Origin of the sequence: Stenotrophomonas rhizophila (assembly GCF_000661955.1) — a bacterium.
Taxonomy (GTDB): Bacteria; Pseudomonadota; Gammaproteobacteria; order Xanthomonadales; family Xanthomonadaceae; genus Stenotrophomonas; species Stenotrophomonas rhizophila.
The window spans coordinates 1,022,976-1,039,977 of the sequence record NZ_CP007597.1; the positions used below are offsets into that span (position 1 = coordinate 1,022,976).

General features: G+C 62.7%; 13 protein-coding genes. 8 read left to right on the forward strand and 5 right to left on the reverse strand.

From position 1 onward, the window contains the following. Positions 1 to 2: 2 nt before the first annotated feature. Together DX03_RS04320 and DX03_RS04325 are read left to right on the forward strand one after the other, a co-directional pair. Entirely contained in the window at positions 3 to 680 is a 678-nt protein-coding gene (locus tag DX03_RS04320; RefSeq protein WP_017356179.1) for a response regulator transcription factor, read from the forward strand. Then, entirely contained in the window at positions 643 to 2,010 is a 1,368-nt protein-coding gene (locus DX03_RS04325) for a sensor histidine kinase (protein WP_051598742.1), read from the forward strand. The genes DX03_RS04320 and DX03_RS04325 overlap by 38 nt, the downstream gene beginning before the upstream one ends. 94 nt (positions 2,011 to 2,104) lie before the next feature. Here the strand turns inward: DX03_RS04325 and coaE are convergent, their stop codons facing one another. From coaE to DX03_RS04340, 3 genes are read right to left on the reverse strand one after another with little or no spacing between them, the layout of a single operon-like run. Further along, on the reverse strand, positions 2,105 to 2,722 hold the full coding sequence (gene coaE, locus DX03_RS04330) for a dephospho-CoA kinase (RefSeq protein WP_038686621.1): 618 nt from the start codon (positions 2,720 to 2,722) through the stop codon (positions 2,105 to 2,107). A 10-nt stretch (positions 2,723 to 2,732) separates the two neighbouring features. Then, the gene (locus DX03_RS04335) at positions 2,733 to 3,596 is read right to left on the reverse strand and encodes a prepilin peptidase (RefSeq protein ID WP_038686623.1); all 864 of its coding nucleotides are present in this window, start codon (positions 3,594 to 3,596) and stop codon (positions 2,733 to 2,735) included. A 7-nt stretch (positions 3,597 to 3,603) separates the two neighbouring features. Beyond that, complete coding sequence (locus DX03_RS04340; protein ID WP_038686625.1) at positions 3,604 to 4,863, reverse strand: type II secretion system F family protein; 1,260 nt, start codon at positions 4,861 to 4,863, stop codon at positions 3,604 to 3,606. A 357-nt stretch (positions 4,864 to 5,220) separates the two neighbouring features. On the opposite strand from DX03_RS04340, the gene DX03_RS04345 reads away from it, so the two are divergent. The 4 genes from DX03_RS04345 (at position 5,221) to pilB (ending at position 11,239) form a co-directional block, all read left to right on the forward strand. After that, positions 5,221 to 5,661, forward strand: coding sequence for a pilin (locus DX03_RS04345; protein ID WP_038686627.1), 441 nt, complete (start codon positions 5,221 to 5,223; stop codon positions 5,659 to 5,661). A 159-nt stretch (positions 5,662 to 5,820) separates the two neighbouring features. Beyond that, positions 5,821 to 6,228, forward strand: a complete 408-nt coding sequence (locus tag DX03_RS21540) for a pilin (protein ID WP_038686629.1) — start codon at positions 5,821 to 5,823, stop codon at positions 6,226 to 6,228. A gap of 183 nt (positions 6,229 to 6,411) precedes the next feature. Further along, complete coding sequence (locus tag DX03_RS04355) at positions 6,412 to 9,408, forward strand: fused MFS/spermidine synthase (protein ID WP_051598743.1); 2,997 nt, start codon at positions 6,412 to 6,414, stop codon at positions 9,406 to 9,408. A gap of 103 nt (positions 9,409 to 9,511) precedes the next feature. After that, complete coding sequence (gene pilB, locus DX03_RS04360; protein WP_038686631.1) at positions 9,512 to 11,239, forward strand: type IV-A pilus assembly ATPase PilB; 1,728 nt, start codon at positions 9,512 to 9,514, stop codon at positions 11,237 to 11,239. A gap of 75 nt (positions 11,240 to 11,314) precedes the next feature. Here the strand turns inward: pilB and DX03_RS04365 are convergent, their stop codons facing one another. Beyond that, on the reverse strand, positions 11,315 to 12,700 hold the full coding sequence (locus DX03_RS04365) for a sigma-54-dependent transcriptional regulator (protein ID WP_038686633.1): 1,386 nt from the start codon (positions 12,698 to 12,700) through the stop codon (positions 11,315 to 11,317). 88 nt (positions 12,701 to 12,788) lie between these two features. Then, positions 12,789 to 14,402: a sensor histidine kinase gene (locus DX03_RS04370; protein ID WP_038686635.1), complete on the reverse strand. Its 1,614-nt coding sequence runs from the start codon at positions 14,400 to 14,402 to the stop codon at positions 12,789 to 12,791. A gap of 351 nt (positions 14,403 to 14,753) precedes the next feature. On the opposite strand from DX03_RS04370, the gene sucC reads away from it, so the two are divergent. Further along, positions 14,754 to 15,923: an ADP-forming succinate--CoA ligase subunit beta gene (sucC, locus tag DX03_RS04375; protein WP_038686637.1), complete on the forward strand. Its 1,170-nt coding sequence runs from the start codon at positions 14,754 to 14,756 to the stop codon at positions 15,921 to 15,923. A gap of 21 nt (positions 15,924 to 15,944) precedes the next feature. After that, positions 15,945 to 16,820, forward strand: a complete 876-nt coding sequence (gene sucD / locus DX03_RS04380; protein WP_038686639.1) for a succinate--CoA ligase subunit alpha — start codon at positions 15,945 to 15,947, stop codon at positions 16,818 to 16,820. Positions 16,821 to 17,002 lie beyond the last annotated feature (182 nt).

Here is a 17,002-nt window from a genome sequence, read left to right on the forward strand (position 1 = left end):
CAGTGCGAATTCTTGTAATTGAAGACAACAGCGACATCGCCGCCAACCTGGGTGACTACCTCGAAGACCGTGGCCATACTGTCGACTTCGCCGCCGATGGCGTGACCGGCCTGCATCTGGCGGTGGTCCATGAGTTCGACGCGATCGTGCTGGATCTCAATCTGCCGGGCATGGATGGAATCGAGGTCTGCCGCAAGCTTCGCAACGAAGCACGCAAGCAGACCCCGGTGCTCATGCTGACCGCACGGGATTCGCTGGACAACAAGCTGGCCGGGTTCGATTCCGGTGCGGACGACTACCTGATCAAGCCATTCGCGCTGCAGGAAGTCGAAGTCCGTCTGAACGCCCTGTCGCGTCGCGGCAAGGGCGTGCAGACCCGCGTGCTGGAAACCGGCGACCTTGAATACAACCTGGACACGCTGGAAGTGCGCCGCCAGGGCAAGCTGCTTCAGCTCAACCCGACCGCACTGAAGATCCTGCAGGCACTGATGGAAGCGGCCCCGGCCGTGGTGACCCGGCAGGAGCTGGAAACCCGCGTGTGGGGCGAGGAACTGCCGGATTCGGACTCGCTGCGCGTGCACATCCACGGCCTGCGTGCAGTGGTGGACAAGCCCTTCGAGGTGCCGTTGATCCAGACCCGCCATGGCATCGGATACCGCATCGCCGCCCCGGAAGCCTGATCCGGTGACGGCGAAGGGGGAGCGCCGCCGGGCACCGTACCGGCGTCGGCTGCGCAGTCGCATCATCGTGTCCTTCGCGCTGTTGGGCTTGTGCCTGACAGCGCTGTTTGCGTTTGCCACCAACTGGACCCGCGCACGCGTGGAAAACCAGCTGGTGGAAGACGTGTTGAACCGCAACATCGACGAGTTCGCGATGCGGTATCAACTCGATCCGGGCCGCAGCCCGGAGGTGCCTTTCCAGCAGGTGCGCGCGTTTGCCTACCCCAAGGACAAGTTCGACCGGGTACGTGAGGAGCGACCGGAATGGGCTGCCTACGCCACGGGCAACTACAACGTGGCCGGGGTGGACGAAGAGAATCGTCCGTTTTCCTACAAGCTGGCCGTCCGCAAGACGCCGGATGCGTGGTTCTTCCTCGCGTACGACATGACCGAGAGCATCCGCGGCGAAGCCCAGCTCAACCGCGCGCTGTTCTTCTCCGTCCTGGTCTTCAGCGTGCTGTCGCTGGTACTGGGCTGGTGGTCGGCGTCCAAGGTGATGAAGCCGGTGTCCGACCTGGCCGCGCGCCTGCGCGCCTATCGCGGCGGCACCAGCGAACCGGAGCCGTTGGCCCCGCGCTTCCCCGATGACGAAGTGGGCCAGCTGGCCCAGGCGCTGGATGACTATTCTTCGCGGCTCACCGAAGTGGTGCAGCGCGATCGCGAGTTCAACGCCGACGTCAGCCACGAGCTGCGCACGCCGCTGGCGGTGATTCGCGGCGCTACCGAGCTGCTGCTGGCGCGCCCGGGGCTGGACGAAAAAGTGGTGCAGCGCCTGCAGCGCATCCAGCGCGCCGAACAGCAATGCACCGACCTGATCGGGTCGCTGCTGCTGCTGTCGCGCAACGAGCGCGGGCAGGGCAACAGCAATGTCGCGCGCGTGACCGAGCAGCTGCTGGACGCGCACCGTGCGCAGCTGGGCGGCAAGCCGCTGGAGCTCGTGCTCGAGGGCGACCGCGATCTGGTCATCGATGCGCCCGAATCGGCCTTGTCGGTGGCGCTGGGCAACCTGATCGGCAACGCCGTGAAGTATTCGCAGGAAGGCTCGGTGCGCGTGCGGGTCAGTGGCAACCGCGTGGACGTGATCGACAGCGGTCCCGGCCTGAGCGCCGAAGACGCGGCCAAACTGTTCCAGCGCGGCTACCGCGGCACCCATGCCGGCCATTCGCAGGGCGGCGGCATCGGCCTGTCGATCGTCAGCCGGCTGTGCGACCTGTACGGCTGGCAGGTGAGTGTGCGCCCGGGTGTTGAGCGCGGCGTGGTGGCCACACTGACGTTCGCGCCAGCGCTGTAAGGCGGCACCCGCGAATCCCACGCAGGTAGAGCCACCCCATGGGTGGCTGCTCTTCACGGCATAAGATAATCGCGCAACCACCCATGGGATGGCTCTACCGGGGGCTGGTCGCCAATTCGCGGTACAGGCGGTCCAGCTGCTCCACCTTCGCCTGCAGATGCTCCGGCTGGCCATCATTGACCACCACGTCATCGGCCAAGGCAAGGCGCTGTTCCCTACTGGCCTGGGCGGCAATCATCCGGTCGGCCAGTTCGGCCGTAATGCCATCGCGCTGCAGCAGGCGTGCGTGCTGCACCGCCACCGGCACGTCCACCACCAGCACCCGGTCGAGCCAAGGGTATTGCTGGCGGCCGCCGGCCTCGGCCAGCAGCGGAATGGCGGCCATCGCATAAGGCCCGGTGGCCTGCTCGCAGGTGGCGCGCAGCTGCTGCCGGATCGCCGGATGGGTAATGGCTTCCAGGGCCTGGCGCTCCTGCGCGGAAGCGAAGATGCGCTCGCGCAGCGCCGCACGGTCCAGCTGGCCATCGGCCAGCAGGATGTCGGGTCCAAAGTGTGCGGTGATCCGGGCCAGGCCTTCGCTGCCGGGGGCGACCACGTCGCGGGCCGCCACGTCGGCGTCGGCCACGGTGATGCCCAACGCCTCGAAGCGGCGGCTGAGCTCGCTCTTGCCGGCGGCGATGCCGCCGGTCAGGCCGATGATGTAGCTGCTCATCGGCCGGCCCTCAGCGCAGGCCAGCGTAGCCCATGTAGGCGTTGATGATCTGCTCGCCCCACATGAAGACGATCCAGCCGGCGACGGCCAGATACGGCCCGAACGGGATGGGCGTGGCACGGTCGCGGCCGCGCGAGTAGATCCAGATCGAGCCGATGATGGCGCCGACGATCGAGGACAACATGATGATCGGCAGGATGCCCTTCAAGCCGCACCAGGCCCCCAGCGCGGCCAGCAGCTTGAAATCGCCGTGGCCCATGCCTTCCTTGCCGGTGATCTGCTTGAACAGCCACCACACCGACCACAGCGACAGGTAGCCGGCCAGGGCGCCCAGCAGGGCCGGTTTGGCCGGCATATAGAGATTGTCGCTGGCCGCGATCAGGCCCAGCCACATCAGGGGCAGGGTCAACTGGTCCGGCAGCAGCTGGGTGCGCAGGTCGATCCCGGACAGGGCCACCAGGAAGCAGCTCAGCACGATCGCGCCGAAGCCCTGCCAGCCAAAGCCGAACTGCCACACGCTGGCCAGCACCAGCAGCGCGGTCACCAGCTCCACCAGTGGGTACTGGATCGAGATGGGGGCGTGGCAATGGCGGCACTTGCCACGCAGGGCCAGCCAGCTGAACAGCGGGATGTTCTCGTACCAAGAAAGCTTGTGCTTGCAGTGCGGGCAGTGCGATGGCTCCACCACGATCCCCGGCGGCGGCGGCTCGTAGATGTCCGGCTCTTCCAGCACTTCGCGGGCGTCGCGCTTCCACTGCCACTCCAGCCGCTTGGGCAGGCGCAGGATGACTACGTTGAGGAAGCTGCCGATCAGCAGCCCCAGTCCGGCCGCGGCGGGGTAGCCGAGACCGGGATGCTGGTCGAGAAATGCCATTGTTACCTTAGCCGATGACGGCGCCGAGTTTGAAGATGGGCAGGTACATGCCGATCACCATGCCACCAACAATGGTACCAATGAACACCATGATCATCGGTTCCAACAGGCTGCTGAGTGCGTCAACGGCATTGTTGACCTCCTGCTCATAGTACTCGGCCACCTTGAACAGCATCGCATCCAGAGCGCCGGCCTCTTCACCGATGGCGGTCATCTGCACCACCATGTGCGGGAACAGGTTGACCTGCTTCATGGCCATGTTGACGGGGTAACCGACAGACACGTCGTCGCGCATGCGCAGCACGGCCTCTTCGTAGACCTTGTTGCCGGTAGCGCCCGCTACGATCCCGAGCGCCTCTACCAGTGGTACACCGGCCTTGAAGGTCACTGCAGTGGTGCGGGCAAAGCGGGCAATTGAACTATTGTTCATGATCTGACCGATCACCGGAACTTTCAAAATCAGCCGGTCCAAGGTGTGCTGCATGGATGGTGATCGCTTGTAGGCGAAAAGCAGGCCGACCACGGAGCCAACGGAAATGATCAGAAGGAGCCACCAGTACGAGAGCATGAAGCGTGACATGGCTACGATCATCTGGGTGAAAACAGGAAGCTCCGCACCGAAGCCTTTGAACACCTCTTCGAACTGTGGGACAACGAACAAGAGGAGAATGGCACTGACGACAAGTGCGACCACTACCACCATTGCCGGGTAGAACAACGCCTTCTTGATCTTGCCCTTAAGTGCTTCGATGTTCTCTTTGTATGTAGCGACCGTATCAAGCACGGTCTCTAGAACGCCCGCGCCCTCACCGGCTCGCACTAGGTTGCGGTAGAGCTCGTCGAACTGGACAGGATGCCTGCTGATGGCTTCATACAAAGACGAACCGCCTTCGATGTCCGTTCGGATAGTCCCCACCAACTTCTTCATGCGGGGATTCTTGTGTCCGCTACCGATGATCTCCAGAGCACTGACGATCGGCACGCCAGACTTCATCATCGTCGCCATCTGGCGACTGAAGAATGAGATATCTTTTGCACCCACCGCCTTGCCCGCGGCCCCGAAAAGCGGTTTTGGCTTGGGCCTGACCACATTTGGCATAATGCCCATGCGTCGCAGTTCCGCGCGCAGCAGGTTGGCATTTTTGGCGGGCTGCTCGCCCTTCATCTTGATCCCGCGCTTGTCGGTCCCCTCCCAGACAAACGGCTGCAGCTCCGTGGTGCTTCGCGCCACGGGCTCTTTTTTGATTGCACTACGGCTAACGGACATACAGGGCTCCCCAGCCACACCATCCCCAGGCGGGCTATCTCGGCGCATGGTAGCCGGTTCCGGGCGTGGGTGGCATCCCCTGCCGAACGAAATCGTGACTCAAACCGAGGGACCTGCCGGGTCACAAGGTGACGCAACACGTCACACTGACGGATTGGTCGCAGATTTCTGTGTGGGGGGTTCCAATCCTGAAGATTGCTGCCATCATTGCGCCGGGGAATGCTGGGGAGCATTGCTGAGAAGTTGGCACGCAACCTGCTTGGATCCAACCGCACGGGCGATGGCCTTGCTCAACCGGCAAGCCGGTCAGGCTTCGGCCCTGTGTCCACTTACTATCTACCTCTTGGGGATGTACTCATGAAGAAGCAGCAGGGCTTTACCCTTATCGAACTGATGATCGTTGTCGCGATCATCGCCATCCTGGCCGCCATTGCACTGCCGGCTTACCAGGACTATGTCGTCAAGTCGCGCGTTTCCGAGGCCATGGTGCTGGCTGATGGTCTGAAGGTGGTCGTTGCCGACAACGCCGCTCAGGGCGAAGGTGATCTTGGGAAGGGCGCAACGCTGACCAGTAAGACCGATGGTTCGCCCAACGTTGACACCACCGCCATCGCTTCGGGTACCGGTGCCATCACTGTTGCGACCACCTCCAAGGCTGGCGGCGGCAACGTCGTGCTGACCCCGAACGCTGGCGGCGCCGCTCTTAAGGCTGGCACGCCGCCGGAAGGCACCATTGTGTGGGTCTGCACGTCGACCCTGAAGCAGAAGTATCTGCCGAGCAGCTGCACCGGCGTCTAATTGCAGCGCAAGCTGTTCGCCCGGTGTTGAACGAAGCCCTCGGAATTTCGAGGGCTTTTTTCTTGGCGCCGGTGAATAGTTTAGATCTGGCGCAACAACACATCAGGGGGATGTAACGTGAGCGCGCAAGTCAATAGAGGTTTTACGCTCGTTGAGATTATGATTGTTATTGCGATTGTGGCCATACTTGCCGCCATCGCGGTTCCGTCGTATCAAGACTACGTCGTGAGGGCCAGAGTCTCGGAGGCATTGGTGCTTGCCAGTGGGTTAAAGGCCACTGTCGTGACGAATGCATCGAGTAACGCTACAGATCTCAGTTTGGGTGCGGCTTTGACATCAGGGGTGGACAAGTCCGGCAACGTTGCATCGACAGCCGTTGATTCGTCTTCCGGTGTTATTACCATAATGACTACACCGAAAGCTGGCGGTGGATCCGTCGTACTGACGCCTCTTGGCGCCGCAGGAGCACCTCTCGTGGCGGGTCAGTCGCCTTCGGGAAACATTTTTTGGCATTGTACCTCCAGCTTGGCGCAACGCTATCTACCATCCAGTTGTACAGGAACCTGATGCGCTGCGTGGACTGTGCTTGGTTCGCGCCGATCCAGGTGTCGGGCCTGAACCTGTTAAGTGCCTGTCCAATTCGCGACGTTGAAGCTGGCCCTGTGGGGATTAGTCTGTCGTAGTGCCGTAGTGACCTTGGGGGATGCTGCTGCATTCATGTTATCTGGTTAAGCATTATTGGGGTGTAAAGTGGACTCTTCAAACAGGCGCAGCGGCACGCTGCTGTTGTGGGTATTTGTGTTGTCCGGATTTTCCGGTCTGATATATCAGTCGATCTGGACGCAATATCTTGGCTTGTTTCTTGGTCATTCTTCTTATGCCCAGTCCCTAGTCCTGCTCTTGTTCATGGGTGGGATGGCGGGCGGGGCATGGCTGGTGAGCCGGCGCAGCGATCGCCTGAAGCGACCGTTGCTGGCATATGCTGTAATTGAGCTGGTAATCGGTTTGCTGGGGCTGGGATTCGATCCGCTCTTCCAATCTGTCACACAGTGGGCGTACGACAGTGTCTTTTCGAGCGTGGGAAGTGGCGGCGTAAATGGAGTGCGCTGGGGCCTGGCAACGTTCCTGGTCCTGCCTCAGTGTGTCCTGCTTGGGGCAACCTTTCCGCTGATGAGTGCGGGGTTTATGAGGATCATTCCCAATATCGAGGGGCGTGTTCTTTCTGGATTGTATTTCTCGAACAGTATCGGCGCTGCTCTCGGCGCCCTTGCTTCCACATATCTACTGTTGCCCTGGGTGGGGTTGCCAGGAACGATTCTCTCAGCAGGCCTGCTCAATATCTTGATCGCAATTGCGGTGTATCCGCTTAGCAAGGTGGAGCGCCAGCCAGCGCCTCTGTTGAAGAATGCAAGTGTGCAGAGGAGTGGCGACCTACCATTTGTACTAGCCGTGGCGGCCCTGACGGGCGCGTCATCGTTTGTTTACGAAATTACTTGGGTACGGATGCTGTCGCTTGCATTGGGTACCACCATCCATGCTTTCGAGCTGATGTTGGCGTCGTTTATTGCAGGTATTGCGTTCGGTGGCCTATGGCTTCGATCCCGTGCCGATAAGCTGGCATCTCCGCTGGCAACGGCGGGGTGGGTGCAGATTTGGATGGGGCTTGCTGCACTGACGTCCATGTTCGTTTATGCCAACTCATTTGAGTGGGTGGGTTGGTTGATGCGGGTCATTGTCCGTAGTGCTGAGGGATACGGACTCTATAATGTTGCAAGTGGCGTCATTTCGCTCTTGGTAATGTTCCCTGCGGCGTTCTTCGCCGGTATGGTTTTGCCATTGCTGACCCTCGCATTGCTGCGACGGGGCGACGGCGAGAAAGCGATTGGTCAGGTGTACGCGTTCAATACGCTCGGGGCCATCGCAGGTGTCCTGCTCGCAGTGCATGTCCTGCTTCCGCTCATCGGTTTGAAGATGGCGCTTGCAACTGGCGCAGCTATTGACCTGACGCTAGGTCTTTTCCTGCTGCATCGCTATAGTCCCAATTCTGAAGGGCGTTTGACCTCCTTGGGTAAGGCACTCGCACTGTCTCTGGCAGGGATGTTCGGCGCTATCGCGTTTGTGCATTTCGATCCCCTGATGTTGACTTCGTCAGTGTATAGGCATGGCCAAGCCAGTCTTGCAGAAGGTTCAAGGATTCTATATCTACGAGATGGGAAGACGGCGTCCGTTGCTGTTTACGAAACGCCAAACGAGGATGGTTTGGGGGGCGCGATGCGTTCCATCGCAACCAACGGAAAGGTTGATGCTGGCATGGCTGCTGGTATCACGGAGGTTCCGACCGCCGATGAATCGACCATGGTGATGCTCGCCGCGGTTCCCATGTCCATGAAACCCAGGTTTGAACGTGTTGGAATCATCGGGTTTGGCTCTGGCTTGACCACCCATACTCTGCTCGGCAGTCCACGAGTCGCTCAGGTGGATACGGTCGAGATTGAGCCGGCAATGGTTGAAGGTGCTCGCCATTTTGGAGCGCGCGTAGAGCGCGCGTTTAGCGATCCTCGCTCGCATATCGTCATTGATGACGCAAAATCATACTTCTCGTCTTCCTCGGAGCGGTACGACCTAATTATCTCTGAGCCATCCAATCCGTGGATGGGTGGTACGGCGTCGCTGTTTAGTAAGGAATTTTATGGTTTCGTGCCGCGCCAGCTCAATGACGATGGGCTCTTTGTCCAGTGGCTGCAGCTTTACGAAATTGATCCGGAACTGGTCAGCTCCGTCCTTACAGGCATGCTCGCTAGTTTCAGTGATGTGAATGCGTACCTTGCAAACGAGAGCGATCTGATACTTGTGGCATCGCCGAAAGGCAAGGTGCCTGCGCTAAATGCAGCCGCTTTTGCTGACCCGCTGTTGAGTGCCGATCTCAAACGTGTGGGTGTTGGTGGTCTGCGCGACCTGCAAGATAGCTTTGTCATGGATCGATCGGCCCTGCTTTCCTATGTGAGTCAGCATCGAGCACGGGCGAATTCCGACTACTTCCCGATTCTTCAGCTAAAGGCGCCTGTTTCCAGATTTCGTAGGGCGAATGTCGGTGATTTCAGTGCGTTTCTCACAGCGCCGTGGCCCGTTGCTCGTCATATGGGGGCAGTTCCTGCGCGCTCGTTGAGCGCCAAGCTTGAAGGTTTACCTTTGCATGTTGTGCGTAAGCAGCAGGCAGCACGGGAGCTTCACGCCATCATGCTTGGAAACCGAGGCGAAACGAGGTTTGTCATTCCGGGTGATAGATTGGCGGCTGAGCTGCTTCGCAGCCGGGGAAGGACCTGTTCGTTGGATGAGGATCCGAAGGTGAGCGCAGAAATCATCTTCTCATTGGCCATCGAAACGGTGCCCTACTTGGATGCGAACCAGCAGCTCGAGTTGTGGAAGCAGCCTACTTGGCTCGCCTGTGAGCCGGAACAGGGATTGGTTAGGGATGCGCTGGCGCTTGTTGGTGCGGCATCTCAGGATCAGCATGACAAGGTGCTTGCAGCGGGCGAGCGGATGCTTGAAGGCGGTGATGCGAAGTTCATTTTTAGTAACGAAACTGCTAGCTACTACCTGATTGGGGCGATGCAGTTCGCAGCACTGGCCACGAAGCAGCCTGAGCTGTCGCGTGATTTGCGTGAGCGCTATGACGGATTGTTGCTGCCAGTGGTCAGGAAAAGCCCACCGCTTCGATTGGTAAGCGAGATGGCCTCGTCACCCTGAGGGAGGGGGTGGGAAATAGGAAGTTGTAGCGGGTAGGTACCAGAAGGTACTCTGCCCGCCACAGGCCTGTGCTGCTCTACCCACGTTGTCGAGAGAGTCGAATATGAACGCCATCGTCACCGCCAACCTAGTCGGCATCACCGGCATTGCTCGCCGTCTGGTCCAGGATGGAGCGCTGGACGAGGCAGCGGCCCGTGACGCCATGGCCAAAGCGGGTGCTGCCAAACAGCCCCTCCCGCAGTGGTTTGCAGAGAAGAAGCTGGTCACGGCCGCCCAGCTCGCCGCCGCGAACGCACTCGAATTCGGCATGCCCCTTCTGGATGTCTCCGTCTTCGACGGCACCCAGAACGCCATCAGCCTGGTCAGCGAAGAGCTCCTCCGCAAGCACCGCGTGCTGCCGCTGTTCAAGCGCGGTGGCAAGCTGTTCGTTGGTACCAGTGACCCCACCCATTCGCTGGACGAGATCAAGTTCCACACCAACCTGGTGGTGGAGCCGATCCTGGTCGACGAGGAGCAGATCAAGCGTACGCTGGAACAGTGGCAGTCCAAGCACGACACGCTCGGTTCGACGCTGGGCGGCGACGATGACGGCATGGGCGACCTGGATGTGTCGACCGGTGACGAGGAGGGCGGTTCCACTGATTCCGGCGTGGACGCCAAGGGCGACGACACCCCGGTGGTGAAGTTTGTCAACAAGGTGCTGATCGATGCGATCCGCAAGGGCGCCTCGGACATCCATTTCGAGCCGTACGAAGACGACTATCGCGTGCGCTTCCGCATCGATGGCCTGCTCAAGAACGTGGCCAAGGCCCCGGTCAAGCTCAACCAGCGCATCGCGGCGCGCCTGAAGGTGATGTCGCAGCTGGACATCGCTGAAAAGCGCGTGCCGCAGGATGGGCGCATCAAGCTCAACCTGTCCAAGACCCGCCAGATCGACTTCCGCGTGAGCACGCTGCCCACGCTGTTCGGCGAGAAGATCGTGCTGCGTATCCTGGATGGCAGCGCGGCCAAGCTGGGCATCGACAAGCTGGGCTACGAGCCGGCGCAGCAGCAGCTGTTCCTGGACGCCATCCACAAGCCGTACGGCATGGTGCTGGTGACCGGCCCGACCGGTTCGGGCAAAACGGTGTCGCTGTACACCGCGCTGGGCATCCTCAACGATGAAACGCGCAACATTTCCACCGCCGAAGACCCGGTGGAAATCCGCCTGCCCGGCGTCAACCAGGTGCAGCAGAACAACAAGCGCGGCATGACCTTCGCCGCGGCGCTGCGTTCGTTCCTGCGCCAGGATCCGGACATCATCATGGTCGGCGAAATCCGCGACCTGGAAACCGCCGAGATCGCGATCAAGGCCGCACAGACCGGCCACATGGTGCTGTCCACGCTGCATACCAACGATGCGCCGCAGACCATCGCGCGCCTGATGAACATGGGCATCGCACCGTTCAACATCACCAGTTCGGTCACGCTGGTGATCGCCCAGCGTCTGGCCCGGCGGCTGTGCAGCAACTGCAAGCGGCCGATCGAGCTGCCGGCGCATGCGTTGCTGGCCGAAGGCTTCACCCAGGCACAGATCGATGCAGGCATCCGCCTGTTCGAGCCGGTGGGGTGCGAGGAGTGCACCGAGGGCTACAAGGGCCGTACCGGTATTTACCAGGTGATGCCGATGAGTGAGGAAATCTCGGTGATCGTGCTGGCCGGTGGCAACGCCATCCAGATTGCCGAGGCCGCGCAGCGCGCCGGGGTGAATGACCTGCGGCAGTCGGCGCTGGTCAAGGCGGCGGCGGGTACGACCAGCCTGGCTGAGATCAACCGCGTTACCAAGGATTGACTGGTCGGTGTGGTTGAACGGAAAAGGCCCGCGGATGCGGGCCTTTTCATGTGCGGGAACCCGTGGTCCCTGGCCTCAATCCATGCCCAGCTTTTTCAGCTTGTAGCGCAGTGCACGGAAGGTGATGCCCAACTGCGCCGCAGTGCGCGTCTTGTTCCAGCGGTTCTCTTCCAGCGCCTTCTGGATGGCGGTGCGCTCCATCTGCTCGATGTAGGAGGGCAGGGCGCCATTGCCGGCTGGCAGATCGACCACGGCTTCTTCGTGCTCCGGTGCCGGGCCGGCGCCGTGGCGCGGCGTGGCGTGCTGCGGCAGGCGCAGGTCACTGGCGCCGATGCTGTCCGACTCGGCCAGGGCCAGGGCGCGTTCCAGGATGTTCTCCAGCTCGCGCACGTTGCCTGGGAAGTGGTACTGCGCCAGCGCGTCGATGGCCGACGGCGCCAGCAGCGGGGTGGGGCGCTCGTGGGTACGGGCCAGCCGCGCCAGGATGGAGGCGGCCAGCTGCGGCAGGTCGCTGCGGCGCTCGCGCAGCGGCGGCACGCGCAGTTCGATCACGTTGATGCGGTAATACAGGTCGTGGCGGAAGCGGCCGTCCTCGACCAGTTCGCCCAGATCCTTGTGCGTGGCCGACAGGATGCGCACATCCACCGGCACTTCCGTGGCGGCACCGACCGGGCGGATCGACTTTTCCTGGATGGCGCGCAGCAGCTTGACCTGCATCTGCAGCGGCAGTTCGGCCACTTCGTCCAGGAACAGGGTGCCGCCATGCGCGGCCTGGAACAGGCCGGGCTTGTCGGCGTGGGCACCGCTGAAGCTGCCCTTCTTGTGCCCGAAGAACTCGCTTTCCATCAGCTCCGACGGAATCGCGCCGCAATTGACCGGAACGAACGGGCCGGCCGAGCGCGCGCTCTGTGCGTGGATGGTGCGGGCCACCAGTTCCTTGCCCACGCCCGATTCGCCCAGGATGTAGACCGGGGCCTGGCTGCGCGCGACCTTGGTGATCGTGGTGCGCAGCACGTTCATCGCCGGCGAATCCCCCAGCAGGCGGGCGGCCTGTTCCGAGGGCGGCGCGGCGGGTACGGCGCGCTCGGTGTTGTTGAGCTCCAGCGCGTGCTTGACCAGCCCGCGCAGCACGGAGATGTCCACCGGCTTGCTGACGAAGTCGAAGGCGCCGGCCTTCAAGGCCTCCACGGCCAGGTCCATGCTGCCGAACGCGGTGATCATCGCCACCGGCGTGCGCGGGTAGTGCTGGGCGATCTCGGTGACCAGCTCGATGCCGTTGCCGTCGGGCAGGCGCATGTCGGTGATGCACAGATCGTACGGGTTGCTGGCGAGCAACTCGCGGGCTTCGGCGAGGTTGGCGGCGGTGCTGATGCGCAGGCCCATGCGGCCCAGGGTCAGTACCAGCAGTTCGCGGATGTCACGTTCGTCGTCGACGACGAGGGCGCTGCGGGTGTCGTTCATATGGGGGAAAGATAGCCGAGGGCGGTTGGATCCGACAAATGTTTGACGCATGCGGCAACCCGCGAGGGGGCCGCCTGCCGTGAACGGTTCATTGCGGCAGCATCGTGTGCGGGCCGGCCAGGACCAGCCGGAAACAGGCGCCACCGGCCGGCACCGATACGTATTCCAGGTTGGCCTGGTTGGCCTTGCACAGCTCGCGGGCGATATAAAGGCCCAGCCCGGTGCCGTGCTCGGAGGTGGTGAAGAACGGGCGGAACAGCTGGCTGGCCACTGTTTCGGGGATGCCCGGGCCGCGGTCCATCACGTCGATGACGGCGGCGCGCTCCTGGCGGGCCACGCGCAGCCGCACCCGTGCCGGTTCCTGGCCGATGCGGCCGTACTTGAGGGCGTTGTGGACCAGCACGGTGAGGATCTGGTGCAGGTGGCGCGGGTCGACCAGGGCGTGCACCGAGGTTTCGGTGATGATCGGCTCGATGCTGTCCGTCTCCAGGGTGATGCCCTGTTTGTACTCCAGCACGAAGCGGCGCACGAATGCAGCCAGGTCCAGGTTTTCCGGGTTGGCGCGTTCGCGCCGGGCCAGGCCGAGCACGCTTTCGACGATGCCGTTGGTGCGCTGGCACTGCTGGTGGATGATCTGCAGCAGGCGGCGGTCGGTGTCGCCGATGGCGGTGGATTCTTCCAGCAGCTGGGCGGCGTAGTTGATCGCCGCCAGCGGGTTGCGGATCTCGTGCGCCAGGCTGGCCGAGAAGCGCCCCATCGCCGACAGCGTCAGCGATTCGGCGCGGCGCGAGACCACGGTGGAGTCGTCCAGGAAGACCAGGGTGAGGTCGCTGCCGGCCAGCAGGCGGGCGAAACGCGGCTGTACTTCGGGCTGGTCCGGGGACAGCTGCAGCGGCGTTTCTTCGTTGGTCCAGCCGTTGCGCCAGCGCAGCAGGCGGCGGCTCAGGTCCGGTGCGGCGCTGCCCAGTTCGAGCCGTCCGCTGCCGCCGTTGCCGTCGGCGTCACCGATCAGGGTGGAGGCCGCTTCGTTGGCCAGGGTGATGCGGTTGGCGCCATCCACCACCAGCACGCCGGTGCGCATGCGGCGGATGATCAGCTCGTTGATCTCGAACAGGTTGGCCACTTCGTCACCGCGCTGGTTGGCCAGTTGCTGGTTGCGGCGCGCGCGGTTGCCCACCTGGTAGCTGACGAATGCCAGGGCCAGGTAGCTGGTGATGAACATGGCCAGTTCGGCCAGGGTGCGGGTGGGGGCACCGCCTTCCAGCAGCTTCCAGACGTACTCGCCGGCGGTGGCGACGCTGGCGGCGACCGCCAGGCCCATGCCCAGGCTGAGCGGCAGCAGGGTGGCGGCCGCGGCGATGTTGAACAGCAGCGTCATCGAGATGCCGGCGCTGGCGCCGGGCAGCGCATGGGCGAGCAGGGTGGCGGCGATGATGTCCACCCCTACGCCGGCCACGACGATGCGATGCAGCCAGCGCTCGCTCCTGCCCACCAGCAGGATCAGCAGCGCCAACCCCAGATAGATGCCGCTGACCCAGAACGCCAAGCGCGGGTGGTCGGCCTCGCCAATCAGGGTATTGAGCGGGCTGAACAGCAGCGCGGCGATCACGGCGGTGATCAGCAGGCGATACAGCGCGAAAAAGTACAGCTCCCGCTTCGGTATCGATTCGATGCGGTCGATCAATGAAGCACTGGGTGACACGCCGGAACTCCCCTTCTGGCTGCCCTGGTAACGCCGAGCCAGGCTCGACGGCGTTTCAACGGCCTGGGCCGGCCCGTAGAGGGATCAGTATAGGCACGCCACCCCCGGATGGGGCCCGCCAATCGCCCGTTGCCGCGCAATCGGGCCGCCTCCGACCCGGGCGCGGCCCGGCAGGCGTGCCGCAACTGTCTGAATGAAGGTGGAAAACTGCCCGGGCTCCGGCGCCGGCTCGCGTGTCTTTGCGCCTGCGCGCCGGCTCGTCCACAATAGTGGGCCCGCCGCGGTCCGTGCCGGTGCCCCGTGAGGGAGCCTTGGAGATGCGTGCGGTCGTTCCTATTCCCACGGTGACGCATGAATTTCCACGAATACCAGTCAAAACAACTGCTTGCCGAGTACGGCATCCCGGTCCCGGCCGGCAAGGTCGCCGCTACCCCGGACGAAGCAGTCGAAGCTGCCCAGTCGCTGGGCCAGGGCCCCTGGATGGTCAAGGCGCAGATCCATGCTGGCGGTCGCGGCAAGGCAGGCGGCGTCAAGTTCTGCAAGACCACCGACGATGTGAAGGCCGCTGCGGCCAAGATGCTCGGCACCAAGATGGCCACCTACCAGACCGCCGGCGTTGAACTGCCGGTCAACCTGGTGCTGGTGACCACCGCCGGCGAGATCGTCAAGGAACTGTACCTGTCGGTGCTGGTTGACCGTGGCACCAAGACCATCACGTACATCGCTTCTTCGGAAGGCGGCGTGGAGATCGAGCAGGTTGCCGCTGAAACCCCCGAGCTGATCCACTCGCTCAACGTCGACTTCGTTGAAGGCGTGCAGGGTTACCACGGCCGTGATTTCGGCTTCAAGCTGGGCCTGACCGCCAAGCAGGCCGGCCAGTTCGCCAGCATCATGGTGAACCTGTACCGCCTGTTCAACGAAAAGGACCTGGCCCTGGTTGAAATCAACCCGCTGGCCATCCTGGACGACGGCAACCTGTACGCGCTGGACGGCAAGTTCGACAGCGACGACAACGCCGCGTTCCGTCAGAAGGCTCTCGTTGCCATGCGCGACAAGACCCAGGAAGACGAAACCGAAGTGACCGCTTCGGAGCTGGACATCAACTACGTCACCATGGACGGCAACATCGGCTGCATGGTCAACGGCGCCGGCCTGGCCATGGCCACCATGGACGTCATCAAGCTCAACGGCGGCGAGCCGGCGAACTTCCTGGACGTGGGCGGCGGTGCGAACAAGCAGCGCGTCATCGAAGCGTTCAAGCTGATCCTGTCCTCGGACAAGGTCGAAGGCATCTTCGTCAACATCTTCGGCGGCATCGTCCGTTGCGACATGATTGCCGAAGGCATCATCGCCGCGGTCAAGGAAGTGGGCGTCAAGGTTCCGGTCGTGGTGCGCCTGGAAGGCACCAACGTGGAAGAAGGCAAGCAGCTGCTGCGTGACAGCGGCATGGCCATCATCCCGGCCGACAACATCAACGACGGTGCCAAGAAGGTCGTCGCTGCTGTCAAAGCCGCCGCCTGATCCGACACCGAAGGAAATCCAATGTCAGTTTTGATCAATAAGAACACCAAGGTGATCGTGCAGGGCTTCACCGGCCAGCAGGGTACCTTCCACGCCACTCAGATGATCGAGTACGGCACCCAGGTTGTTGGCGGCGTGACCCCCGGCAAGGGCGGCACCACCCACATCGACCTGCCGGTCTTCAACACCGTTGCCGACGCCGTGCAGAGCACCGGCGCCAACGCGTCGGTCATCTACGTGCCGCCGCCGTACGCGGCTGACGCGATCCTGGAAGCTGCGGCTGCCGGCATCAAGGTCATCGTGTGCATCACCGAAGGCATTCCGGTGCTGGACATGCTGCGCGTCAAGAACGTGCTGACCCGTGCCCATCCGGACACCGTGCTGGTCGGTCCGAACTGCCCCGGTGTCATCACCCCGGGCGAGTGCAAGATCGGCATCATGCCGGGCCACATCCACATGCCGGGCAAGATCGGCATCGTGTCGCGCTCGGGCACCCTGACCTATGAAGCGGTCAAGCAGACCACCGAAGTCGGCCTGGGCCAGTCCACCTGCATCGGCATCGGCGGTGACCCGATCAACGGCCTGAACTTCGTCGACTGCCTGAAGCTGTTCAACGAAGATCCGCAGACCCTGGGCATCATCATGGTCGGCGAAATCGGCGGTGACGCTGAAGAAGCCGGTGCCGAGTACATCAAGAACCACGTGAAGAAGCCGGTTGTCGGTTTCATCGCCGGTGCGTCGGCTCCGGCCGGCAAGCGCATGGGCCACGCCGGTGCGATCGCCTCGGGTGGCAAGGGCACGGCAGAAGGCAAGTTCGCCGCCATGGAAGCGGCCGGTGTTGTCACCGTCCGTTCGCCGGGCGACCTGGGCGCTGCCATCGCCAAGCTGGTGAAATAAACCGCCGGCCGCACCTGCGGCCGACGTGTGGGTAGAGCTGACCGTTGGTCAGCTGCCCCAAACAGAAAGGCCGCCTCCGGGCGGCCTTTCTGCGTTCTGGCCGCCGCCCGATCATGCGATCAGCGCATGCATGGTTGCCGGGCAGAGCCCGGCACTACAATGAGCGCATTGCAACTACAGGC

What these genes read in the sequence shown, in the direction of transcription:
- DX03_RS04325 (WP_051598742.1), top strand. Translation starts at nt 643, where the DNA reads ATGGCATCGGATACCGCATCGCCGCCCCGGAAGCCTGATCCGGTGACG.
- sucD (WP_038686639.1), top strand. Translation starts at nt 15,945, where the DNA reads ATGTCAGTTTTGATCAATAAGAACACCAAGGTGATCGTGCAGGGCTTC.
- DX03_RS04340 (WP_038686625.1), bottom strand. Translation starts at nt 4,863, where the DNA reads ATGTCCGTTAGCCGTAGTGCAATCAAAAAAGAGCCCGTGGCGCGAAGC.
- DX03_RS04335 (WP_038686623.1), bottom strand. Translation starts at nt 3,596, where the DNA reads ATGGCATTTCTCGACCAGCATCCCGGTCTCGGCTACCCCGCCGCGGCC.
- pilB (WP_038686631.1), top strand. Translation starts at nt 9,512, where the DNA reads ATGAACGCCATCGTCACCGCCAACCTAGTCGGCATCACCGGCATTGCT.
- DX03_RS04345 (WP_038686627.1), top strand. Translation starts at nt 5,221, where the DNA reads ATGAAGAAGCAGCAGGGCTTTACCCTTATCGAACTGATGATCGTTGTC.
- coaE (WP_038686621.1), bottom strand. Translation starts at nt 2,722, where the DNA reads ATGAGCAGCTACATCATCGGCCTGACCGGCGGCATCGCCGCCGGCAAG.
- sucC (WP_038686637.1), top strand. Translation starts at nt 14,754, where the DNA reads ATGAATTTCCACGAATACCAGTCAAAACAACTGCTTGCCGAGTACGGC.
- DX03_RS21540 (WP_038686629.1), top strand. Translation starts at nt 5,821, where the DNA reads ATGATTGTTATTGCGATTGTGGCCATACTTGCCGCCATCGCGGTTCCG.
- DX03_RS04365 (WP_038686633.1), bottom strand. Translation starts at nt 12,700, where the DNA reads ATGAACGACACCCGCAGCGCCCTCGTCGTCGACGACGAACGTGACATC.